Genomic DNA, 24,531 nt, shown 5'->3' with positions numbered 1-24,531 from the left:
TTATCCTAATTTTTCCTCAAAAATCACTTTATACTCTTTTGTCCAAAGTAATGAAAAATAATAGTCAATCCATTCAAAAAGAGTCGTCATTATCACTTCTTCTTGCCAGTTCTCACAAAAAATATCCGCATAAGTAACTGCAAAATTTGGTGAGTCTTGGTTTGTTATATCATAAAGACCAAATCCCGTACCAAGAGCAATTTCAGAAATAACATAAAGTGTATTGGGAAATAAATCTAATTCCAGTTGTTCAAATAACTCATTTGAAAAAGACATAATTTGGTTGGGCGGAATAATTTCAAACGTCATATCACCTAACACCTCAAAATGCCCACAACAACGCCATAACTCTTTTAGGTCACAAGGTAAGATAAGATTATAGGTTGTTTCAAAATCATTAATTTCATCAAGGGTGATTTTTCTTTTTTGTAAAACTTGTATTGATCTGTCATTTACAATAAGAGGGTTATCTTTTGTATATACTATTAATTTATTAATAAGGTCAGTTATTTCTTTCATTTTACAATCCTCTAAGCGGTATGATTTTGTTATTTTTTTGCAAAAATTTGTCAAGATGTGACCGCTAATAATAGCGGTTAAAATAAATATTTTTCTCTTATGAAGTAAATAAAGATATTAAAACAATCATCGTAAAAAATAGCACAAAAAATAAAGAAAAGATAAACACAAAGGTAAAAGGTATATAGGATTTTATGGCACTATATAATTTTGATGAAATAAACATCATTACCAAACTTATACATAGTAAATAAACAAAAATGGGAATAAATATTTCTATGAGCCAATTATCGATGGGGATACCACCAAACAAATATTGTTCTTCTGCTCCATAAGTAAGAATAATACTGTTAAGTAAGGTAACCCCTAAATAACAATACAGTTTTTTATTCCATTTAGAAAAATATTTCTCAATAAAAAAGGCATTACCTATCAAGGCTAAATTTATAAGTAGTAATAGATACAATATAATTTCTTTCATAAATTCTATCTCTAATTGAAGCTATTTTTTATTTGTATAGAGTATCATAGTGAGCTTGAGAATAACGGAAATAAAAAACAAGCAAACTAAATACAAATATATTTTGTTTTCTCATTTTTTATTTTCCTTTTAATTATTTTTCTCAATAATTGATTTTTTTCTCAATCATACTACTTATCCAACAACTTTTGGTAAATAACCTGCTTGAATTAAGAATGGTACACTCATAATCAATAAACCTAAAATCAGGGCTATAACTAATGAAATATTTCCACCAAATACTCGGTATGGTAGATCTGGATAAAGTTTTCTCATTCTCCATACCATTCCGATTGGTAATACCAACCCATAGAAAGTAAACATTTGCCCTGCGTAACCCAATGCCATAATAAAGCCTTCTGGATAAAATAATGCAAATGCAAGTGGGGGTAAGAATGTTAATAAACTTAATACGCTTTGTCCTGCTTTGATATTAACTCGTTTTAACAAATCATCTAAACAATGTAATAAACTTAATGCAACGCCTAAAAATGAAGTGACTAATGCTAATGTGGAAAATAAACGTACCGCTTCACCAATAAAGTTACTACCTGTAATATGTTTAGTGGCATTTACTAGACCATTTAATGTCGGTTCATTGGTTAAAATTTTCACAAATTCTGCTTGGCTTAGCGTTCCGTGAGTCGCCATTTGCCACAAAATATAGGCAACTAATGGAATACCGGTACCAATAATAATAGCGGAACGTAAACGCTTTACATTTCCCTCAAGGTAGCGATTTAAACTTGGAATAACTACGTGAAAGCCAAAAGAGGTGAAAAATACAGGGCTTGCGGAAATAATGACAAAATCTTTTAATGGCATTGCACTTAAATTTGCTGTTGTCACTTTTGGCAACATCATTAATAATACAAAAAAGAAAGCAATTAATTTTATAATAAATAACACTCGAGTAAGAAAATCAACGCTTCTAGTTCCAATGCTGACAAATAAACCTAAAATGATGGTAAATACCACAATTGCAACAGGTGTTGCTTTATCCCCTAAAAAAGGCAATAATCCAGATAGAAGTGAACCGCCACCAGAGACGTAAGCGGCAATAATTGCATACATAAAAACCACTAATGCAATAGTTGCGATCACACGACCAGCTATACCAAAATACTGTTCTGCAAGAGTCGCTATTCCTGCATTTGTTCTAGGTGCTTTTTGATATACTTCCACAAAAAGTAAGCCACTATAAGAGAGTAAACCCCATAATAAAAAAAGCAAAATAAGCGTATAGCTAAATCCCATTTCAGCAGAGGTTAGTGGCATTGCCAACATTCCTGCCCCTATTGTGGTTCCTGCAACAATCAAGGCACTTCCAAATGTATTGCTCTTCATAAATTCTCCCGAAAAATACAAAATATGTAAGTTTTCAACCCTAGCAGAAAATTTTATTTCTCGCAATACTCTGACTGCAACAATTTTTTATTTTTATTGATTAAATTTACAATAAACACTAAATTGTACTTGAATTAAATAATTTCACCCTTATTATTAGGGAATAACTTTAGAAAAAGAAGAAGTAATTAATGAGTAAAAAACGAAGTGCGAGTTCATCACGATGGCTTGCTGAACATTTTAAAGATCAATTTGTCCAAAAAGCACATAAACAAAAGTTGCGTTCACGTGCTTATTTTAAAATTGATGAAATTCAACAAACCGACCGTTTATTCAGACAAGGAATGACTATTGTTGATTTAGGGGCAGCCCCTGGTGGCTGGTCGCAGTATGCTGTTTCTCAAATTGGAGGAAAAGGGCGGGTCATTGCCTGTGATATTTTGGATATGAACCCTATTGCAGGTGTTGATTTTTTACAGGGTGATTTTCGAGAAGAAACTGTTCTCCACGCATTACTTGAAAGAGTAGGTGAAAAGAAAGTGGATGTAGTAATGTCTGATATGGCACCCAATTTTAGTGGTTTACCATCAGTGGATATTCCTCGTTCAATGTATTTAGTTGAACTGGCACTTGATATGTGTCGTCAAGTTTTAACTAAAAATGGAAGCTTTGTCGTAAAAGTATTTCAGGGAGAAGGCTTTGATGAATATTTAAAAGAAATTCGGTCGATGTTTACGAAAGTTAAAGTGCGTAAACCTGAGGCTTCTCGCGGACGATCTCGTGAAGTTTATATTGTCGCAATGGGATACAAAGGATAGGTTTTGTAAATTTTTAAATAAATCTGACCGCTTAGCATAGTTTAAATATGCATTTTGTAGTACCCTTATACATAATTTATTACATATAGAGGAAATTAACCTTGAACGATATGGTTAAAAACGTTTTACTTTGGGTGGTAGTCGCCGTTGTTTTGATGACTGCTTTTGAAGGATTTAATTCTATTAATAGTTCAGCAAATACTGTTGAGTACTCCACCTTTATCAATGATTTAAAAGATAATCGTCTAAAAGGAGTAGATTTTAAATCTAATGATGAAGTAATTTCTGTTACAAAAAAAGATGGTAATACATACCAAACTGTAATGCCAATGTATGATCGTGATTTATTAAATGATCTACTCAAAAAAGAAGTCACTGTCTCTGGGCAACCACAAGAACAAAGAAGTTTCTTATCTCAAATCTTTATTTCTTGGTTCCCAATGATGTTGTTGATCGGCTTTTGGCTATTTTATATGCGTCAAATGCAAGGCGGTGGCGGTAAAGCTATGGGCTTTGGAAAAAGTAAAGCCAAAATGCTTTCACCAGATCAAGTCAAAACAACTTTTGCTGATGTTGCTGGTTGTGATGAGGCAAAAGAAGAAGTGAGTGAAGTCGTCGATTTTCTAAGCGATCCATCTAAATTCCAAAAGCTGGGTGGACGAATTCCAAAAGGTATTTTAATGGTTGGACCACCAGGAACAGGTAAAACCCTTCTAGCAAAAGCTATCGCAGGTGAAGCGAAAGTGCCATTCTTTACTATGGCAGGTTCTGACTTTGTCGAAATGTTTGTTGGTGTAGGGGCATCTCGTGTTCGTGACTTATTTGAGCAAGCAAAGAAAAATGCACCTTGTATCATCTTTATTGATGAAATTGATGCAGTAGGTCGTAAACGTGGTGGTGCAGGTTTTAGTGGTGGACACGATGAACGTGAACAAACCTTAAACCAAATGCTCGTTGAAATGGACGGTTTTGAAGGAAATGAAGGTGTAATCGTCATTGCAGCTACTAACCGTTCTGATGTGTTAGATAATGCCTTAACTCGTCCAGGGCGTTTTGACCGCCAAGTGATGGTTGGGTTACCTGATGTACGTGGTCGTGAGCATATTTTAAAAGTACATATGAGAAAAGTGCCAATCGCTGCTGATGTTGATCCAATGATTATTGCTCGTGGTACACCGGGTTATTCTGGTGCAGATTTAGCAAACCTTGTAAATGAAGCAGCTCTCTTTTCTGCTCGAGCAAATCAAAAAACCGTAACAATGGAAAATTTTGAAAAAGCGAAAGATAAGATCAATATGGGACCTGAGCGTCGTTCAATGATTATGACGGAAGAACAAAAAGAATCGACCGCTTATCACGAAGCTGGACACGCTATTGTTGGGTATTTGATGCCTGAACACGACCCTGTTCATAAAGTAACTATCATCCCGCGTGGACAAGCCTTAGGAGTAACCTTCTTCTTGCCTGAAGGAGATCGTATTAGTATGAGCCATAAACAGATTGAAAGTAAACTTGCAAGTGTTTACGGTGGACGCTTAGCGGAAGAAATTATTTATGGTAAAGAAAATATCTCAACGGGTGCATCTAGTGATATTCAGGTCGCCTCTGGTTTAGCTCGTAGAATGGTAACTGAATGGGGATTTTCAGAAAATCTTGGTCCTATTCTCTATAAAGATGATGAAGGTTTTGGTGCACCAAAAGTTGTCTCTGAAGAAACGGCTAAACTTATTGATGAAGAAGTTCGTAAAATTGTTGAACGTAGCTACGAACGAGCGAGAAAATGTCTATCTGATAATATGGATATTCTTCACTCAATGAAAGATGCATTAATGAAATATGAGACGATTGATATGCCACAAATTAAGGCATTAATGGAACGTCGTCCAGTTGAAGATCCTGAAGGTTGGAATGATGATAATAATTCCACATCATCAAATAATGATTCCGATGAAAAAGGACAATTAAAAGATATAGAAACAGAAGAAAGTTCAGATAATTCTGTACCTAATATGTTATAAGATAATGGTTTTAAAGCCCTAACTAAGTAATTAGTATAGGGCTTTTTATAAAAATTAATCACTTAAACATAATTTTCAGGTCTAAATAAACTTTTAGCTGAAAAGGTAAATTAATTCGATTATAATCCCTAATCATCATCAAACTAAGGAAAAAATTATGTCTGTTGAAATTCTTGATCAATTAGAGAAAAAGATTAGAGAAACGGTTGAAACCATTCAATTGTTACAACTTGAAGTTGAAGAGCTCAAAGGGAAAAACAACGAACTAAATTCGGTTAAAGAAAAACTCTCTCAAGAAAATGAAGAGTTAAAAGCAGAGCAAGACAAATGGCAAGATCGTGTACGCTCTCTACTTGGACAGATTGATAATATCTAATATTATTTACGACTAAACGGCTGATTATTATTAGCCGTTTTTTTACATACAACTCCTTTTTACATACAAATTATTATGGCAAAACTCTATTTTTACTATTCATCAATGAATGCAGGAAAATCAACGACCCTGCTACAATCCTCTTACAACTATCAAGAAAGAGGAATGAGTACCCTTGTTTATACTGCTGCGATTGACGATCGCTTTGGAGTGGGAAAAGTCTCTTCTCGCATTGGTATTTCACAAGAGGCGTTATTATTTAGATCAGACTCTGATTTATTTGAAGAAATTGCTCAATATATTAAAGAAAATCCACTACATTGTGTACTCATTGATGAAGCACAATTTCTAAGTAAAGCACAAGTTTATCAGTTAACAGAAGTGGTAGATAAACTCAAAATTCCTGTTCTTTGCTATGGCTTACGCACCGATTTTCAATCTGAATTATTTGAAGGAAGTCGTTATCTCCTTTCTTGGGCAGATCAACTTAAAGAGTTAAAAACAATTTGTTATTGCGGCTCAAAAGCAAATTTTGTGATCAGAATGAACGAAAAAGGTGAAGCCATTACTCAAGGTGCTCAGATCCAAATTGGTGGTAATGATAGCTATTTAGCGGTCTGTCGTCGTCATTATAAAGAGAAAACAGGTCAGTTATAATATAACTATTCTATTAAATAAATAGGGTAAAATCGTACTTGAAGTTCATCCCCCCCTCCTAACCTCCCCCCGCCAAAGTGGAGGGAAAGAAAGATTGTTATATAAGATCCCCTCCTCCGTTTACGGGGGAGGGTTAGGGATGGGCATAAAGACCCCTATTTTTGCAAATTCTTAAAGTAATGTAACCGCTCTTTTAATCTCTAAATCCAGCGTCTTACTCTTTTTTTGTATTGGCGATACATTTCACCAAATTGTTTTTCTAAATAACGTTCTTCAGGGTAAATCTGAAAATAGGTAATATAAAGGCAAAACAATACAATACCAACTAAGCTTACACTATTACCAAGCCATAATCCCCAAGCAAATAAATACATTGCAAGGCTTAAATACATTGGATTGCGAGTGATACTATAAATACCATAAGTAACTAAAGTTGAGGTTTTATTTGGATTAAAAGGACTCGCCGTTGTTTTTTCTTTGAAAAAGCCCCATAAACTCATTATATCAATTATAATAGCAACACAAATAACCACAATAATTATGCTGATATGACAATTGAATACTCCCCATTTAGGCATAAACTTCATTAATAATGCACAGCTTAAAAATATCACTGGTGGTGGGATTTTTAATTCCATTCTCTTTCCTTAATATTATTATTTTTTAAATATAAAAAAGGAGAATAGATATTCTCCTTTTGGATGATTATTGTTGTAATGCTTTATCTATTTTTTCAAAAAGTGCATCAGATAAGTTATCTATATCCAATAAACGTTTTAAGCCTCGACGCATTAATGTTTGACGTTGAGTATCGTAACGAGAAAACTTAATTAACGGTTCAATCAGACGAGCACCCACTTGAGGGTTAATTTCATTTAGTTTAATTAAAATTTCCACAAGGAAACGATAACCAGAACCATCAATTTTATGGAATGCTTTTAAGTTGTGTGAACTCAAGGTTCCAATAAGCGATCTCACTCGATTTGGATTTTTAAAATTAAAACTACGATGTTCCAGTAAATCTTGAACAATCTCTAATACATTATCATCTGGACGGCTTCCTTGAATAGTAAACCATTTATCCATTACCAAACCATCGTGATGCCATTTTTCTTCAAAATCATTTAATAATTGATCTCTACAATCAAGTTGAGCTTTCGCACTTAAACTTAATGCAGCTAATGTATCCGTCATATTATTGGCTGATTGATAATGCGATAAAACTAGCTTATTTCCCTCTGAAGTAAAGGCTAAATAAGACAAGCACGTATTACGCAATGCTCGTTTTGCAATATCTTGAACAGCAACTTGATAAGCCTCTGTTTTGTTTTGGTGATAAGTATTGATTAATTCATTTCTTAAGTTTTTGGCAATAGTACGCTGCATAAATTGGTGTACCGCTGCAATTCCTTCAGGATCAATTACCGTAAATAACTCGGCAAATTCTGTTTCTTTTGGTAAAGTGAGCATTAAAGCAGTAAGCATTGTATCTTTTTGATCGGCTAAAACTAAATTTAATGCGTCTAATATTGTTTCAGATAGAACTAATTCTTCATCCTGTTGGTAACGAATTAAGTTTTGATGTAATTCATTATTAAACAATGTTTGTATCGTATTCCAACGTACAAAATCATTTTCTGTATATTTTAGCAATGCAATAAGCTGTTCATCAGAATAATTATACTCTAATCGTACAGGTGCTGAAAAATCACAAAGTAGTGCTGGAACTGGCTGATGTTTTACATTATGAAACTCAAATACTTGATGATCTTGAGTGACATCTAATACATCATTTACCCTTTTTCCATTATACTGTAATTTAATTTTTTTCCCTTTTTCTTGGGAGTATAACTGTATTTTAAGTGGAATATGTAAACACACTTTATCCAATTGATCCGCTGTTGCAGGTGTTTTTTGTGTCACTTTAAGGCGATAAATATAATTTCTTTCATCATACTCATCACTAATCGTTAATTCTGGGGTACCAGATTGACTATACCAACGTCGGAATTGTGTTAAATCGATACCTGATGCTCGTTCCATTGCAGAAACAAAATCTTCACAAGTTGCCGCAGTACCATCATTTTCGCTCACATAAAGTTGCATTCCTTTTTGAAATAATTCTTCACCTAATAACGTATGGAGCATTCGAATTACTTCTGCCCCTTTTTCATACACAGTCACCGTGTAGAAATTATTCATTTCAATTACTTTTTCAGGGCGAATTGGATGAGACATTGGGCTAGCATCTTCAGCAAATTGGACTAAGCGTAATAAACGCACATCTTCAATACGTTTCACAGGGCGAGACCATAAATCTGAGGTAAACTCCTGATCTCTAAATACGGTTAATCCTTCTTTTAGACTAAGCTGGAACCAGTCACGGCAGGTAATACGATTGCCCGTCCAGTTATGAAAATATTCGTGAGCAATCACACTTTCAATATCAATATAATCAGTATCCGTCGCAGTTTGCGAATTAGCCAACACGTATTTAGAGTTAAAAACATTTAAGCCTTTGTTTTCCATCGCACCCATATTGAAAAAATCGACGGCTACAATCATATAGATATCTAAATCATATTCTAGTCCAAAACGTTCTTCATCCCATTTCATTGCACGTTTTAAACTTTCCATTGCCCAAGAGGCTCGATCTAAATTGCCACGATCCACATAAATTTCTAATGCAACCTCTCGTCCACTCATTGTGGTAAAAGTATCTTGAAGTAAATCAAAATCCCCCGCCACTAAAGCAAAAAGATAACTTGGTTTTGGATAAGGGTCTTGCCATTCAACCCAATGACGCCCATTCTCTAACTCACCCTGTGCAACACGATTCCCATTTGAAAGTAGGAAAGGAAATTGTGATTTTGAAGCGGTTACTTTTGTCGTATATTTTGCAAGTACATCAGGGCGATCAAGCATATAAGTAATTTGACGAAAACCTTCAGCTTCACATTGTGTACAAATGCCATCACCAGATTGATATAGCCCCTGTAAAGACGTATTTTGTGCAGGGTTAAGTTTGGTTTTAATTTCTAGTTTAAATTCCCGATTTGGGTAATCGGCTAAATCTAATGTAAGAGATTCTTTATCTTGTGTAAACTGTTTAAATTCAGCATCATTATATTTTAATGATAAAAATTCAAAACTATGACCATCTAAACGTAGCTGTATTGCCTGTGTATTTTTACGCTCAATAGTTAAAGTAGAGGTCACGACAGTCTCAATAGAATCAAGTTGAAAATCAAGATAGATTTCATTAATAGTAAAATCTGGATATTGATAATCCTTTCTATGTTTCGCTTTAGGTTGCATACAATTTCCTTAGAAAATTAGATTATATGCCTAGTTTAAATATATTTGAGGTAAATTACAAAAAATTTAATAAAAGTGACCGCTTATTTTTGTTTTTCTCTTTCATCATTCGCTCCGATAGAATAGAATATAGTCAATACTGGTTCCACTTGACTATTGAGCAAAAAATGAAGTTAAACTTACCGACCTACTTAACTATTTTTAGAGTGATTTTAATCCCTCTTTTTATTATTACGTTTTATTTGCCATTCAAATATGCCCCTGAAATTACGACATTACTCTTTTTTATTGCAGGGCTTACAGATTGGTTTGATGGATATTTAGCTCGAAAATGGAGTCAGGTGACTCGTCTGGGGGCTTTTTTAGATCCTGTTGCAGATAAAGTATTAGTTGCTGCAGCACTAGTGTGTGTGGTTGAACATTATCATACTTGGTGGATTACTATTCCTGCGATTGTGATGATTTCCCGTGAAATTATTATTTCAGCATTACGTGAATGGATGGCTGAAATTGGAGAGCGTGCAAATGTTGCAGTCTCTTGGATGGGTAAAGTCAAAACGACGGCTCAAATGCTCTCTTTAGGCGGATTATTATGGCGATACAATTTTGCAATGGAAGTCGCTGCTTTTATTGCTCTGTATATAGCCTCTATTTTAACAATATGGTCAATGATGCAATATTTAAAAGCATCAAAAAATAGTCTAATCCAATAAAAATAAAACGGTGGTCAAATAAGCCACCGTTTTTTTATTCTTCAAACAACCCGTTTCGAACTATTCAGAAATTAATCCTCTCATCACTTTATACTGTTCATTAATTAACGGCATTATATCTGCCCAATGTAATATCAGTTCTTTTTGTCCGTCTGCATACGAACCAATTTCATAAACAGGATAGACTAAATTAAGTCCCACTCCTGAAAAATAGAAATTTTCAGGTAAATATAATTTCTGCTTAGTGGCAAAGAAAAAGCCCATATTCCCATCTGCTTTACGATACTGTGGTTCATAACGTTCCCATAGCATTTCTTTTAATTTAGTTTGATTTTCTTTATTAAATAAATCATCAAGAGAAAGAACTTTTTTACTGTTTAAGTCAAAATTGAGATAGGTCACATTATGTATGCCATGAGCACCACCAATATAATTAAAATCATATAAAGTGAAAGTAGCAATATTTTCTCTTTGTCCAACATAATCAATATTAGAATGATATATCGCACTAAAATAAGTACCGCTAATTTTATCTTGTGGTGTATCTGCAAAAATATCTTTAGCTTCTGTTAATTCACTTTGATATTTTTGTGTAAATTCATCTATTAATTGCTGTTTCGGATTATTTATTTTTAATGTGTCTTTGTTTTTTGAATGATGTTTTAACAACGCAACCAAAAGCTGGTTGTTTAGCCATTCTTTATTGGTTTTAAGTGTAAAGATAGAAAAATCAAGAGGATATTTGGTATCTTTTTTATCAAACACCACTTCATTTTCTACCTTGATCATTTGTGACTTTTCTAACAATTTAATTTGAGATTTAAGATCTTTAATTTCTTGCATTGCTTGTTCATCATTACATCCAACTAAAAAGAATGCCAGTATAAGTAAAGGGCTTAAAAATATTTTTTTCATTTATATCTTCCTTATTTGAATTTAAAAGAAAAACGTTCTAATTCTAACCAAATTTCATCACTAAAATCTTTTTTGATTTTACGCTCAAGTTCGGCTAATTGCTGACATAAGTGAAATAATTGATAATATGTTAATCGACTTATTGCACTTTGATAAAAACTTCTCTTATTTTGCCATATCTTTAAACGATCAAATTCCATACGCAAATTATCACTTATAAGCGGTTGGTTTAAAGCAACATTTTGCAAATTTGTTCCAGTAAGATCAAGTAAAATTAATAATTCTTTTTGAATAATACGCAATAAAATAATAGGAGAGACATCTTCATTTTTTAAATGTGACAGAATACGTAAAGCTCGACTTATTTTTCCTTCCAATAGTGCATCAATCCATTGAAATGGCGTAAATTGAGCAGACTGCTCTATCACTTCTTTGACTTTATTAAAACTAATTTTTCCCTCAGGAAAACGAAGTTGTAATAACTGTAATGCCTGTTTTAATGCTAATAAATTTCCTTCATAGCTATAACACAGCAATTGATTAGCCTCACTATCTAACTGCAAATTCATCACTTTTGCTCGTTGAGTCAGCCACGCTGATAATTTTGTGCCATCAGGCGTTTGACAATTAATCGCAAGAGGAGAAATTTGTGCTATCCACGGCTGTTTCTCAATTGTTTTCGTAAATCGAGGAAAATGAAAAATAATCAATAAATCAGAATGAATTAAAGAAACAAATTCCTGTAATTTTTTTTGATAAGCTGCATTGATATTTTCAGGCAAATTTAAAATAACAATTTGACGATTAAAAAATAGTCCGATTGATTGCATTTTTTCAAATAAATCTTCCCAATTTGTTTCATTAGAGACCGTCATTTCAATTTGCTCGTCAAAATCATTTTTTCGAGCAAATTGAATAATTAACTCTTTTGTTTCATTTACCAATAGAAGATCTTGACCTATCAAAAAATAAACAGGTCTTAATTCTTTATTTAATATAACCTCTAACGCTTCAGGTAAGATTTTTTGCATATTTTTATATTTATTTTATGCTTTTATGTAATGCAACCATCTTTATAGTAATACGACGAGCCGCCTGCTTATACATATCGGTAACCATCATCTCTTGTTCAGCTGATTTTGCAAGCGCTGCACGTGAGTCATCAAAAAAGGTTCTGTGAACAACCACCTCAAGTGGATAAACTCCTTTATTTGGGATATTCAGACTTGCAGAAACTTTTACACTTAAAATCTTCTCAGCTTCACGAGCGTGCTTAAAAACAGAAGCAACGTGAGAACTATTTGAGGTAGAATTCAAGCGTAATACTGGAATATTTTTTTGTAACGAAACTAAATTAACATTCTGTAATAATAACTCATTACGTAATGCTCTTGCCATATCCCCATAAGGATCACTAGTAGCAAACGTAAGCGTTTGTAATTCTTTTGGCAGTACTTCGGTATTTTTAAAGTGCCAACCACAAGCAGTGAGCATTGTTGCCATAAAAAATACAACAATAAACGAAAATTTTTTATACATAATTTTACCTATTTTTAATCCATAATATAGCGACAGGGTTATACTCTGTCGTATGTGAATTTACAAAATTATTTTATGGTTTTACAACCACATTTAATAATTTACCTCGTACATAAATGACTTTAACAATGTTCATACCATCAGTAAAACGTTTTACATTTTCATCGTTTAAGCCAAGCTCTTTAACTGTTTCTTCATCCGCATCCGCAGCAACAGTGACTTTACCACGTACTTTACCGTTTACCTGAACCACAACCAATTTTTCATCTTCCACCATTGCAGATTCATCAAAAGTTACCCACTCTGCATTATCAATGGTGGTTTCATTACCTAAAACTTTCCATAATTCAAAACAGATATGAGGTGTGATTGGGTAAAGCATACGCACCACAGCACTTAATGCTTCGCTCATAATGGCTTTATCTTGTTCATTTTCAAGGGATGCTTTGGTTAATTTATTCATCAACTCCATTACTGCGGCAATGGCAGTATTGAATGTTTGACGGCGACCAATATCATCACTCACTTTTGCAATGGTTTTATGAACTTCACGACGTAATGCTTTTTGTTCTGCATTAAAGGTAGCAGGATCTAATTCTACCGTTGCAGGCGATTGTTGATAGCTAAAGACTAAATTCCAAATACGCCCTAAGAAACGTTTCGCCCCTTCCACTCCAGATTCTTGCCATTCCAGTGTCATTTCAGCAGGAGCCGCAAACATCATAAATAAACGTACCGTATCTGCACCGTATTTTTCTACCATCTCTTGTGGATCGATACCATTATTCTTAGATTTTGACATTTTTGTCATACCAGTATGAACTAATTCACGTCCTTCTTTATCAACAGCTTTAGTTATACGCCCTTTTTCATCACGTTCAACCGTTACTTCTGTTGGGGAAACCCAAATGCGTTCATTATTTGTTCCTGTATAATAAAAAGCGTCCGCCAATACCATACCTTGACATAATAATTTCTCTGCAGGTTCATCACTGGTTACAAAGCCTGCATCACGTAATAATTTATGGAAGAAACGGAAATACAATAAGTGCATTATTGCGTGTTCAATTCCACCAATATATTGATCCACTGGTAACCAGTAATCCGCCTCATCAGGATCAAGCATTCCACTTTCATAATGTGCAGAAGTATAACGAGCGTAATACCAAGAGGATTCCATAAAGGTATCAAAGGTATCCGTTTCACGAGTCGCCGCTTGCCCATTAATGGTCATTTTAGCCCATTCTGGATCGGCTTTAATTGGGCTTTTTACACCGTCCATTACAACATCTTCAGGTAATTCTACTGGCAAATCTTCCATTGGAATAGTGACGGTTTCACCATTTTCTAAAGTTGCCATTGGAATAGGTGCCCCCCAATAACGTTGACGAGAGACACCCCAATCACGTAAGCGGTAATTTACTTGGCGTTTTCCACAGCCTAAGTCTTCTAATTTATCTGCAATGGCATTAAATGCAGCCTCAAATTCTAACCCATCAAACTCACCTGAATTAACCAGTTTACCGTGATCAACAAAGGCTTCGTTATTTAAGTCAATTTCAGTGCCATCAAGCGGTGCGATCACTTGATTTATTTGCAAATCATATTTTTTAGCAAATTCAAAATCACGTTGATCGTGTGCGGGTACTGCCATTACTGCCCCAGTTCCATAATGCATTAATACAAAATTTGCGACCCAAATTGGTACTTCTTTTCCTGTTAAAGGGTGAATAGCATATAAACCCGTTGCCATTCCTTTCTTTTCCATTGTAGCAAGTTCAGCTTCTGCCACTTTGGTATTTTTAATATCATCCACAAATTTTGCAAGTTTTGGATTAGATCCTACCGCTTGTTGTACTAATGGATGTGCTGCCGCTACGGCAACATAACTGACGCCAAAGAAAGTATCAGGACGAGTGGTATAAACAGGTAATTCTTCATCACTGTCTTTTACTTTAAAGGTAATTTCAACCCCTTCTGAACGCCCAATCCAGTTACGTTGCATAGTTTTAACCATATCTGGCCATTGTGGAAGATTGTCTAATCCACCGAGTAACTGCTCTGCATAATTTGTAATTTTAATAAACCACTGTGGAATTTCTTTTTGTTCTACAGGGCTATCACAACGCCAACAACAACCATCGTGTACCTGCTCATTTGCGAGTACAGTTTCATCATTTGGACACCAGTTTACTGTTGAGGTTTTTTTATACACTAAGCCTTTTTTATATAGTTCTGTGAAAAACCATTGTTCCCATTTGTAATATTCAGGACGACAAGTGGCGATCTCACGATCCCAATCATACCCAAAACCTAACATTTTAAGTTGGTTTTTCATATATTCAATATTGCTATACGTCCACGCTGCTGGAGCTGTTTTATTTTTAATTGCCGCCCCTTCAGCGGGTAAACCAAAAGCGTCCCAACCAATAGGTTGTAACACATTTTTACCTTGCATTCGTTGATAACGAGCGATGACATCACCAATGGTATAATTACGCACGTGTCCCATATGTAGACGACCAGATGGATAGGCAAACATTGAAAGACAGTAATACTTTTCTTTTGATGCGTCTTTCACTGCTTTAAATACTTTATTTTCTGCCCAGTAATGCTGAACATTTTTTTCAATTTCTTTTGGGTTATATTGTTGTTGCATAATGATTTACTGCCTTAAAAATTTAATAGAAAAAATTATCTGATAGAATAGCTTAAATTTCGTTTTTTTTAAATAAAAAGCAATGAGTTTCAAGTAATTTTTTAGAATAATGTCAATCTATGGCTTATTGATAATGGAGAATTATACAGTAAAGTTGTTGATTGTATCTAGGATTAAACTAATATTATCTGATCATAAAAAATATTAATTCAAGCACAATTACATCAGTAACCTATCGTTAATACAAAGCAACCACAAACTTTTATCTATTAATTTGTAGAAATTAAAAATTATTATGTAGATACCGTTAAGAAAAGTAAATAAATTTGGGATTTGATCTACCCATTATTTATGCCTAATAGTGTTGTGGAAATGTTTATATAGAGTGAAAAACTGTATTTTCTAACATTCTCCGTGTTAATAAATATGGTAATCTTTTGATTTTTATTAGATTTTACACTGTTCAATTACTATTTTTAAACATTAGTATTTTAAATCCAAACAACGAAAAACGACAATCTATAAAAGATTATCGTTTCTGTATATGGTGCTCTGAGCGAGACTTGAACTCGCACGTCCTACGGACACTACCCCCTCAAGATAGCGTGTCTACCAATTCCACCACCAGAGCATAAATTTATTTATTGAGCCTATTGAGGAATATCGTTATTTTCGTCTTTAGTTGGTAATACTGGCTGAATTTCTACTTTTTGTTGAACATTACTTAAATCTTCAAACTGACTTTGTGATTTTGTGCTGTGTGAATTTAAATTACCAATAACTAAACTAATTCCAAAAAAAACAATAGTCAATAACGCAGTTGTTCTTGATAAGAAATTCGCTGAACCTGCAGAACCAAATACCGTACCTGATGCACCAGCACCAAATGAAGCTCCTGCATCAGCACCTTTACCTTGTTGCATTAAAATAAATCCAATTAGGATGACTGCAACTACTAAATATACAATTGTCAAAATATTAATCATTATTTTTTCTCAAAATTCCATTATAAAAACAAAATTCTGCAACTCTTTAGCTACAGAATCTATCAAACTCTGCGTATGATAGCCGTTTCAAATTTTCCTTGCAAGTAGAAATTTTATTTCTCTCTATGCACTTGCTTTATTTTTCAACATTTTACATTTTTTATTAAAATCTTACTGCCTGTTCAGGAAAGAAATCATTGTATTTCCCCATTTGTATCACCTTACTCTTTTTTTGAGATAAATAACCCCATTTTAGTAACACGGTTTAATAAAAATAAATATTTACATATAAAAAATAAAACGCTACAAGCCACTATTATCAAGAGTTTTAACGTTCATAGTAACTCGCTTATTTTATGCTCCATTTTCACAAAAACTCTGCAGGTATTGATATATAAGGGTTTATAGTGGTTTTAGTAACACAAATTTTCACGTAATATTTAGTAAATTTCGGGATATAGTATCACTGTGTTACTATTTGTGTTACTAAAATCTTGCGTTATGGTGGGTTAGTATGATTTAATTTGAGACAGGTAAAAGGGCTTAAAGCATTGGTATTAAAGGGTTTGTGAGGTAATTTGAGGCAGTATGATTTAAGGATTTGGTGGAGACAATCGGGATCGAACCGACGACCTCTTGAATGCCATTCAAGCGCTCTCCCAACTGAGCTATGTCCCCACGTGGTTTCTGAGAAGAAAACGCTGGGAATAATAATACCCAGCGTTTTTTATGTCAATAGAAAATTAGAGGTTTTGAGCATTAATAAAGCAAATAGCTTTCTGAATACGCTCAAGCGTACGTTCTTTACCCACTAAATAAGCCGTTAAATCCATTGACGGCGATTGTCCTGAACCTGTTACTGCTAAACGGAACGGCATTCCTACTTTACCCATTCCCACTTCAAGCTCAGCAGCTGTTTCATTCATTGCAATATGAATATTTTCCACATTCCACTGGGTTAAAGCGGTCAGTTTTTCTAACAATTTTGCAAGTGGTTCAACCGCCGCTGGTTTAAAGTTTTTATTCGCTGCTTTTTCATCATATTCATTAAAATCTTCAAAGAAGTAACGGCTTGCAGTTGCCATTTCTTTTAACGTTACGCTACGCTCTGCCAAAGCTGTGATCACCTCTTCTAATTTTGGACCATTTGAATAATCAATATGTTGATCTTTCATATGCCAATCTAAATGTTTTGCTACATAGCTAGGATCTAAGGTTTTAATGTAATGTTGGTTTAACCATTGTAATTTTTTGGTATTAAATGCACTCGCTGATTTGCTCACGTGATCCAATTCAAATAAATTGATCATCTCTTCCACAGAGAACACTTCCTGATCGCCGTGTCCCCAACCTAAACGCACTAAATAGTTTACCAACGCTTCTGGTAAATAACCTTCATCACGGTATTGCATTACACTCACTGCACCGTGACGTTTTGATAATTTTTTACCATCATCGCCGTTAATCATTGAAACGTGCGCATAAGTTGGTATTGGTGCATTCAACGCTTTTAAAATATTGATTTGACGAGGCGTATTATTGATATGATCTTCACCACGCACCACGTGAGTAATTCCCATATCCCAATCATCAACAACTACACAGAAGTTATAGGTTGGCGAGCCATCAGTACGACGAATAATTAAATCATCTAACTCACTATTTTTAATTTCAATTGTGCCACGCACCGCATCATCAAAAATAACCGAACCTTCTGTTGGATTTTTAAAACGCACCACGTGAGGCTCATCAACAGAATGATTATGCCCATCTAAACAATGTCTATCATAACGAGGTTTCTCTTTATTCGCTTCTTGGTTTTCACGCAATTCTTCTAAACGCTCTTTTGAACAATAACAACGATAAGCTAATCCTTGCTCGATCATTTGATCAATTACTTGATTATAACGATCAAAACGCTTTGTTTGGTAGAAAGGACCGTGTTCCCACGCTAAATTTAACCATTCCATACCTTCGATGATAGCCGCTGTTGCCTCTGGCGTTGAGCGTTCTAAATCGGTATCTTCAATACGAAGTACAAATTCGCCATTATTATGTTTAGCATAAAGCCAAGAATAAAGTGCTGTTCTTGCACCTCCAACGTGCAAATAACCTGTTGGACTTGGTGCGAAACGAGTTCGCACTTTTACATTTGGATCAAAAGGGAAAAGATTTTCAATTTGCATTATAAATAACCTATTAGTTTCAAATAAAATGTTTTACTATTCTACTACGCAAAATGGCGAATAATAGTAAAAAATTCACTTTTTTGATGATTTTTAAAACAAACAAACTTTTTTTTACAAAAATTGATTGACTGAAAAGATTAGATCTCTATAATTCAACCCCACAACAGCGGGCGATTAGCTCAGTTGGGAGAGCACCTCCCTTACAAGGAGGGGGTCACTGGTTCGAGACCGGTATCGCCCACCACTTTTTTTAACCAACATTAAAGTGCCACTGTTGAGAATTTTAATCTTGAATATTTTTAAGGTTAAATTTTGAAGTTTATGCTAGGAAAATTTATGCAGGCATACATAAGTATGTCAAATAAATTTGACAACGCAGAAACAAGAAAATTTAGAATTAAAAGGGCGATTAGCTCAGTTGGGAGAGCACCTCCCTTACAAGGAGGGGGTCACTGGTTCGAGACCGGTATCGCCCACCACTTTTTTTACCAACATTAAAGTGCCTTTTTATTCTAAATAATTCTTTAAATAACCTAATTTAAAGAATACCTTTGAAATTAAATTTTGAAGTTTATACTAGGAAAATTTATGCAGGCATACATAAGTATGTCAAATAAATTTGACAAAGTAGAAACAAAAAAATTTAAGAATTAAAAGGGCGATTAGCTCAGTTGGGAGAGCACCTCCCTTACAAGGAGGGGGTCACTGGTTCGAGACCGGTATCGCCCACCACTTCTTTATTATTAACACTGCCCTGTTCAATTCATATTTTATTACTGCTACAAGCGGTATGATATTAGCAATTTTTTGCAAATTTTTTATATAATGTACCCGCTATATTATTGTGCTTCTGATAAAAATAATGATCAAAAAAATTTTGACCACTATTTATTATTACCCTAATACTATCCATTAATACAATGATTAATACAACAGCGAATATAGTTGTCGTCTAAATTTTGGCACTAATGGATCATTATTCCCCATTGCGGATAGAATAGATAAAAATTGAGAACGTACATCTCCATTTGAAATAGTCAAATCTTGTTTTAACCAATCAAATAATAGGGTCAAAGCCTCTTCATTTCTTGATACTTGATGTAATTGGATCGCTAATTTAATGGCTATTTCTGGGGTTTTCTTTTTATTATAGTCATTTTGTAGTTGCTGAATTTCTGGAGAGTCTGCGGCTTGCTCTAATAATAAAATTTGATCTTGTAATCCTTGCCAGCGGCTATCTCGATCTTGTAGTGGAATTTGAGCTAAAATATCTTTTGCTGCTTCCACTATTTTCATTGCAATATAAGTTTCTGCATACAGTAATCCAAAATCACTGTTTTTCTTATCTGTAAGTTCCCACGCTGATTTCAATAGAGGTAATGCCTTATCAAACTCTTCATTTTGTAAAAGGGTTAAAGCTTCATTAAATTTTAATTCCTCTTCTTTCGGCAAGATATTGGCTAAACGAATACGTAAATCTTGTTCACTAATAGGTTCTAAGATAGCATCAACAGGCTGCCCTTCATAGAAAAAATAAGTGGTTGGAATGGATTGTAAACGAAATTGAGCAGCAACCATTGGTTGTTCATCACAATTAATTATTGCAAGTATAAACTGATCTGAATACTCTTCTGAAAGTCTTTTTAATGTCCCTTCTAACTCAATAGAATAGGGTTCATTTGAGGAAGTAAAGTGAAAGACAGCAGGAGTTGTTGCTGTCATTTGTAATACTTCTGTTAAGTTGTTTTCATTGATATTGATAATATAATTCATAATATAAGCGGTTAGTTAAATAATATATTTTGCAAATTCTAACAGAAAATCAAAAATGATGTGTAGTTCGATTTTAAATAATTATTTATTCAAAGTATTAGAGACAACAAAAGCCAGTTTTGTATCGCAATACACAACTGGCTTTTTAAGATTTTAAGAAAATTAATAGGGGAAGATTACATCATTCCGCCCATTCCTCCCATACCGCCCATTCCAGCAGCACCTAAATCAGGTGCATCTTCTTTTGGAAGATCGGTAACCATACATTCTGTGGTAATCATTAAACCTGCGATTGAACCTGCAAATTGTAATGCACTACGAGTGACTTTAGTTGGATCTAAGATACCCATTTCTAACATATCACCGTAAGTTTCTGTACTTGCATTGTAACCGTAATTACCTGAACCGTCTTTTACATTACGAGCAACAACAGAGGCTTCTTCGCCTGCATTTTCAACGATTTGACGAAGTGGTGATTCCATTGCTCGTAATGCGAGTTTAATTCCTACATTTTGGTCTTCATTGTCACCTTTTAAGCTTTCTGCGACTTTTGACGCTGCACGCACTAACGCAACACCACCACCTGCAACGATACCTTCTTCAACCGCAGCACGGGTTGCGTGAAGCGCATCATCAACACGGTCTTTTTTCTCTTTCATTTCCACTTCTGTCGCTGCACCCACTTTGATTACAGCTACACCACCCGCTAATTTAGCCATACGCTCTTGAAGTTTTTCTTTATCGTAATCAGAGGTTGATTCTTCAATTTGTTGACGAATTTGAGCAACTCGACCTTTGATTTGCTCTTCATCACCAATACCATCAATAATAGTGGTGTTATCTTTGTTGATCACTACTCGTTTCGCTTGCCCTAATTCTTCAAGACCTGCTTTTTCTAACTCCATACCGATTTCTTCTGAAATTACAGTACCCGCAGTTAGAATAGCGATATCTTGTAACATTGCTTTACGACGGTCACCAAAACCCGGTGCTTTCACTGCTGCCACTTTCACAATACCACGCATATTATTCACCACTAAGGTTGCTAAGGCTTCGCCTTCAAGATCTTCTGCAATAATTAACAATGGTTTGTTTACTTTCGCAACCGCTTCTAATGTTGGCAATAATTCACGGATATTTGCAATTTTTTTATCGACTAAAAGAATAAATGGATTTTCTAACTCAACCGTACCTGCATCTGGTTTATTGATAAAATATGGCGATAAGTAACCACGATCAAATTGCATACCTTCAACTACGGCTAGCTCATCTTCTAAGCCAGAACCATCTTCAACAGTGATAACGCCTTCTTTACCCACTTTTTCCATTGCTTGTGCAATTAATTGCCCTACTGTTGAATCAGAGTTTGCAGAAATTGTTCCTACTTGCTCAATTTCTTTTGATGTTTCACAAGGTTTAGAGAGATTTTTTAACTCTTCGACAACTGCAATTACCGCTTTATCAATTCCACGTTTTAAATCCATTGGGTTCATACCCGCAGCCACAGATTTTAAGCCTTCGCTGATAATTGATTGTGCTAGAACTGTTGCTGTTGTTGTACCGTCCCCTGCTTCATCATTGGCCTTAGAGGCAACCTCTTTCACCATTTGAGCACCCATATTTTCAAATCTATCTTCTAATTCAATTTCGCGTGCTACAGATACCCCATCTTTTGTGATTGCAGGTGATCCAAATGATTTATCTAACACAACATTACGCCCTTTAGGACCTAAGGTTACTTTTACTGCATCAGCTAAAACATTTACACCTTTAAGCATTTTGATACGTGCATCATTTCCAAATTTTACATCTTTTGCTGCCATTGTTTATTCCTTATATTTTGTTTGATTTTATTCTATTTTTATATACCAATTATTCTACAATTGCCAAAATATCATCTTCAGATAAAATTAATACTTCTTCACCATCAATTTTTTCTGATTTTAGGTTATAACCATCATTAAAAATAACAGTATCCCCTACTTTTACTTGCATAGGAAGTACTGAACCATTTTCTAAAATACGACCTGTTCCAACCGAAATCACTTTACCACGTGTTGATTTTTCTGCCGCACTACCTGTTAAAACAATTCCACCTGCTGATTTTGTTTCAACTTCTTCACGCTTTAAAATTACTTTATCGTGTAATGGACGAATATTCATTGATTTTACTCCTAAAAAAGAAAATTAAAATCTACACCTATTGTGTAGCTCTGGATATATGGGGATTATTTTGTTGCTTTCAAGAAAAAAGTCGTCTTTTTTTATAAAATTTCTTTTTATTTCAGTATGTAATGACTTTTTATTAATTACTCAACTTTCGTGGGTTCAATAATTTCACTAGGATAACAACCCAAAATATTGATATAACGAGTAAATTTTTTCAGTTCTGCTAACGCATCTTGAGTTGCTTTATTGTGAATATTTGCTCTTAATTCAATATAGAACATTTCTTCCCAAGGTTTGCCATAAATGGGGCGAGACTCTAATTTTGTCATCACGATATTATGTTTTTTAAATACCATTAACGCATCAACTAACGCCCCCGCTTGCTGAGTGGTGTTCATTAATAATAACGTTTTAGTTTCAATTTGGGGAGACACTTCAATCGGTTCTTTAGCAAAAACAACAAAGCGAGTGATATTATTTTTCTGATTGGCAATATCTTGTTTTAATACTTCTAATCCATAAATACGCCCCCCTTCTTGATTACCTAGTGCAACGATATTAGGATTATTTAAACTCGCTACAAGTTTCATTGCGTGGGAACTGCTTTCACAATATTTAATATGGACTTTATTCAAACGTTGGATAAACTGACTACATTGTTGAATAACTTGTGGATGACTATATAAGGTTTCAATTTTATCTAAATCAACGGGTGTTATACCTAAAATACAGTGGTTAATAGTGTAAACTAACTCTCCGACTAAAGATAAATCCGTATGCTGCAATAAATCATACACATCATTAATAGAGCCTGAAGTTGTGTTTTCTAACGGAAGAATACCATAATCGGCTTCTCCAGATTTTACTCGCTCTAAGACATCTTTAAAAGAATTACAACTAAGCTCAATCAAGGTTTCTTTATGTTGTTTAGCAAATTGTCTCGTTGCTAAATGTGAGTACGAACCACGCATTCCTAAAAAAGCAACGGTTATTGTGCTCTGTTTTGTTTTATTAATTTTACTTTGTAAATAATTTTGTTGTGTTAACACAGAATCTTCCATTATTTTTTGAAATATTTGTGTAATATACAAAGGATCTAAAGCATAATTTTCATTTTCTGCAAAAAGAATTAATTCTTTTAAAACTTCTCTTTCTCGTTCAAGATCTCTTAATGGTGTTTGCGTTAATTCTTTACTTCGAACGACGTCATAAGCTAGCTGATGACGTTCTGATAATAATTTTAACAAATTACGATCTATTTGAGTAATTTGCTGACGAATTTCTGATAAATCTAACGGCATTGCGTTCTTCCCAATAGTATTATTTATAATGATTTTTTTGGCTCAATTTAAATAATAGACCAAGAAAAATATTAGGCTACCAAACATCACTTGAGGTAAATTCAAAATTTAGATGAATGGTACCTCAAGCTTGAATTTACCAATTTAAATTACAACTAATAGATACGATATACGTTAAAATGGAATATCATCATCAAAATTATCCATCGGAGGTGCAGATTGTTGCGGTGCTGACTGAGATGGAGTAGATGATTTTGGAGCAGAACTAAAACTATTTTGTTGCTGTGGTGCGGAGTAACCACCTTGTTGTGTTTGAGGAGCAAAGCCTCCTGCTTGACCATTACGGCTATCTAGCATTTGCAATACATCACCTACAATTTCAGTTGTATAGCGATCTTGCCCTGCTTGATCCTGCCATTTACGGGTTTTTAATTTTCCTTCGACATAAACTTTTGAACCTTTACGTAAATATTCACCCGCTACTTCTGCTTGACGACGGAAGAATACTATTCTATGCCATTCTGTTACTTCACGGCGTTCACCTGTGTTACGATCTGTCCAACTTTCTGACGTTGCAACACTTAAATTTGCTACCGCTTCACCATTTGGCATTGTTCTCATATCTGGATCATTTCCTAGATTGCCAACAATAATTACTTTATTTACACCTGCCATAAAAATTCCTCTTCTTAATTTATTGGTTATTTACAATTC

At 34.3% G+C, this 24,531-nt stretch carries 21 protein-coding genes and 5 tRNA genes; 8 read left to right on the top strand and 18 right to left on the bottom strand.

Annotation, left to right across the window (positions count from 1 at the left end; genetic code table 11):
• From U9966_RS05960 to U9966_RS05950, 3 genes are all read right to left on the bottom strand, one after another.
• The gene (locus tag U9966_RS05960; protein WP_306347119.1) at window positions 1-519 is read right to left on the bottom strand and encodes an SMI1/KNR4 family protein; all 519 of its coding nucleotides are present in this window, start codon (window positions 517-519) and stop codon (window positions 1-3) included.
• A gap of 97 nt (window positions 520-616) precedes the next feature.
• Window positions 617-1,000: a hypothetical protein gene (locus U9966_RS05955; protein ID WP_306347118.1), complete on the bottom strand. Its 384-nt coding sequence runs from the start codon at window positions 998-1,000 to the stop codon at window positions 617-619.
• Between the two features lie 174 nt (window positions 1,001-1,174).
• Window positions 1,175-2,386: an aromatic amino acid transport family protein gene (locus U9966_RS05950; RefSeq protein ID WP_306347117.1), complete on the bottom strand. Its 1,212-nt coding sequence runs from the start codon at window positions 2,384-2,386 to the stop codon at window positions 1,175-1,177.
• A gap of 191 nt (window positions 2,387-2,577) precedes the next feature.
• Between U9966_RS05950 and rlmE the strand changes: the two genes are divergently transcribed.
• The 4 genes from rlmE (at window position 2,578) to U9966_RS05930 (ending at window position 6,255) form a co-directional block, all read left to right on the top strand.
• Window positions 2,578-3,204 carry a 23S rRNA (uridine(2552)-2'-O)-methyltransferase RlmE gene (gene rlmE / locus U9966_RS05945; RefSeq protein ID WP_306347116.1) on the top strand — a complete coding sequence of 209 codons (627 nt, stop codon included), beginning with the start codon at window positions 2,578-2,580 and terminating at the stop codon, window positions 3,202-3,204.
• A 101-nt stretch (window positions 3,205-3,305) separates the two neighbouring features.
• A complete protein-coding gene (gene ftsH, locus U9966_RS05940; RefSeq protein WP_306347115.1) occupies window positions 3,306-5,222 on the top strand; it encodes an ATP-dependent zinc metalloprotease FtsH in 1,917 nt (638 codons plus the stop codon).
• A 157-nt stretch (window positions 5,223-5,379) separates the two neighbouring features.
• Window positions 5,380-5,598, top strand: a complete 219-nt coding sequence (zapB, locus tag U9966_RS05935) for a cell division protein ZapB (RefSeq protein ID WP_306347114.1) — start codon at window positions 5,380-5,382, stop codon at window positions 5,596-5,598.
• A gap of 75 nt (window positions 5,599-5,673) precedes the next feature.
• Window positions 5,674-6,255, top strand: a complete 582-nt coding sequence (locus tag U9966_RS05930) for a thymidine kinase (protein WP_211598403.1) — start codon at window positions 5,674-5,676, stop codon at window positions 6,253-6,255.
• A gap of 200 nt (window positions 6,256-6,455) precedes the next feature.
• Here U9966_RS05930 and U9966_RS05925 read toward each other — a convergent pair whose 3' ends face one another.
• Both U9966_RS05925 and pepN read right to left on the bottom strand, forming a co-directional pair.
• On the bottom strand, window positions 6,456-6,893 hold the full coding sequence (locus U9966_RS05925; RefSeq protein WP_306347113.1) for a methyltransferase family protein: 438 nt from the start codon (window positions 6,891-6,893) through the stop codon (window positions 6,456-6,458).
• Between the two features lie 67 nt (window positions 6,894-6,960).
• Window positions 6,961-9,573 carry an aminopeptidase N gene (pepN, locus tag U9966_RS05920; RefSeq protein WP_306347112.1) on the bottom strand — a complete coding sequence of 871 codons (2,613 nt, stop codon included), beginning with the start codon at window positions 9,571-9,573 and terminating at the stop codon, window positions 6,961-6,963.
• A 167-nt stretch (window positions 9,574-9,740) separates the two neighbouring features.
• Between pepN and pgsA the strand changes: the two genes are divergently transcribed.
• The gene (gene pgsA / locus U9966_RS05915; protein ID WP_211598397.1) at window positions 9,741-10,286 is read left to right on the top strand and encodes a CDP-diacylglycerol--glycerol-3-phosphate 3-phosphatidyltransferase; all 546 of its coding nucleotides are present in this window, start codon (window positions 9,741-9,743) and stop codon (window positions 10,284-10,286) included.
• 60 nt (window positions 10,287-10,346) lie between these two features.
• Here the strand turns inward: pgsA and U9966_RS05910 are convergent, their stop codons facing one another.
• From U9966_RS05910 to gltX, 8 genes are all read right to left on the bottom strand, one after another.
• Entirely contained in the window at window positions 10,347-11,201 is an 855-nt protein-coding gene (locus U9966_RS05910) for an RsiV family protein (protein WP_306347111.1), read from the bottom strand.
• A gap of 11 nt (window positions 11,202-11,212) precedes the next feature.
• Window positions 11,213-12,232 (bottom strand): DNA polymerase III subunit delta, encoded by a 1,020-nt coding sequence (gene holA / locus U9966_RS05905; protein ID WP_211598393.1) that lies wholly within the window; start codon window positions 12,230-12,232, stop codon window positions 11,213-11,215.
• 10 nt (window positions 12,233-12,242) lie between these two features.
• On the bottom strand, window positions 12,243-12,740 hold the full coding sequence (gene lptE, locus U9966_RS05900) for an LPS assembly lipoprotein LptE (RefSeq protein WP_306347110.1): 498 nt from the start codon (window positions 12,738-12,740) through the stop codon (window positions 12,243-12,245).
• A gap of 73 nt (window positions 12,741-12,813) precedes the next feature.
• Window positions 12,814-15,399 (bottom strand): leucine--tRNA ligase, encoded by a 2,586-nt coding sequence (leuS, locus tag U9966_RS05895; RefSeq protein WP_306347109.1) that lies wholly within the window; start codon window positions 15,397-15,399, stop codon window positions 12,814-12,816.
• Between the two features lie 545 nt (window positions 15,400-15,944).
• Window positions 15,945-16,030, bottom strand: a tRNA-Leu gene (locus U9966_RS05890).
• Window positions 16,031-16,049: 19 nt separating this feature from the next.
• Window positions 16,050-16,385 carry a preprotein translocase subunit SecG gene (gene secG, locus U9966_RS05885; RefSeq protein WP_306347108.1) on the bottom strand — a complete coding sequence of 112 codons (336 nt, stop codon included), beginning with the start codon at window positions 16,383-16,385 and terminating at the stop codon, window positions 16,050-16,052.
• A 602-nt stretch (window positions 16,386-16,987) separates the two neighbouring features.
• Window positions 16,988-17,063, bottom strand: a tRNA-Ala gene (locus U9966_RS05880).
• Window positions 17,064-17,128: 65 nt separating this feature from the next.
• On the bottom strand, window positions 17,129-18,571 hold the full coding sequence (gltX, locus tag U9966_RS05875; protein ID WP_306347107.1) for a glutamate--tRNA ligase: 1,443 nt from the start codon (window positions 18,569-18,571) through the stop codon (window positions 17,129-17,131).
• A 171-nt stretch (window positions 18,572-18,742) separates the two neighbouring features.
• Here gltX and U9966_RS05870 point away from each other — a divergent pair.
• The 3 genes from U9966_RS05870 to U9966_RS05860 all read left to right on the top strand — a co-directional run bounded on the left by U9966_RS05870 (window position 18,743) and on the right by U9966_RS05860 (window position 19,306).
• A tRNA-Val gene (locus U9966_RS05870) sits at window positions 18,743-18,818 on the top strand.
• Window positions 18,819-18,977: 159 nt separating this feature from the next.
• A tRNA-Val gene (locus U9966_RS05865) sits at window positions 18,978-19,053 on the top strand.
• Between the two features lie 177 nt (window positions 19,054-19,230).
• Window positions 19,231-19,306, top strand: a tRNA-Val gene (locus U9966_RS05860).
• Between the two features lie 192 nt (window positions 19,307-19,498).
• Here the strand turns inward: U9966_RS05860 and U9966_RS05855 are convergent.
• The 5 genes from U9966_RS05855 to U9966_RS05835 form a co-directional block, all read right to left on the bottom strand.
• A complete protein-coding gene (locus U9966_RS05855) occupies window positions 19,499-20,347 on the bottom strand; it encodes a co-chaperone YbbN (protein WP_306347106.1) in 849 nt (282 codons plus the stop codon).
• A gap of 176 nt (window positions 20,348-20,523) precedes the next feature.
• Entirely contained in the window at window positions 20,524-22,170 is a 1,647-nt protein-coding gene (gene groL, locus U9966_RS05850) for a chaperonin GroEL (RefSeq protein WP_306347105.1), read from the bottom strand.
• 49 nt (window positions 22,171-22,219) lie between these two features.
• Window positions 22,220-22,510, bottom strand: a complete 291-nt coding sequence (locus tag U9966_RS05845) for a co-chaperone GroES (RefSeq protein WP_306347104.1) — start codon at window positions 22,508-22,510, stop codon at window positions 22,220-22,222.
• 146 nt (window positions 22,511-22,656) lie between these two features.
• Window positions 22,657-23,817 (bottom strand): chorismate mutase, encoded by a 1,161-nt coding sequence (locus tag U9966_RS05840; protein ID WP_322631685.1) that lies wholly within the window; start codon window positions 23,815-23,817, stop codon window positions 22,657-22,659.
• Window positions 23,818-23,991: 174 nt separating this feature from the next.
• Window positions 23,992-24,492 carry a single-stranded DNA-binding protein gene (locus U9966_RS05835; protein ID WP_249111423.1) on the bottom strand — a complete coding sequence of 167 codons (501 nt, stop codon included), beginning with the start codon at window positions 24,490-24,492 and terminating at the stop codon, window positions 23,992-23,994.
• Window positions 24,493-24,531 lie beyond the last annotated feature (39 nt).

The sequence above is a fragment of the Pasteurella atlantica genome (assembly GCF_963693435.1).
Classification (GTDB): Bacteria; Pseudomonadota; Gammaproteobacteria; order Enterobacterales; family Pasteurellaceae; genus Phocoenobacter; species Phocoenobacter atlanticus.
This window is presented reverse-complemented; position numbering and strand designations above follow the sequence as displayed.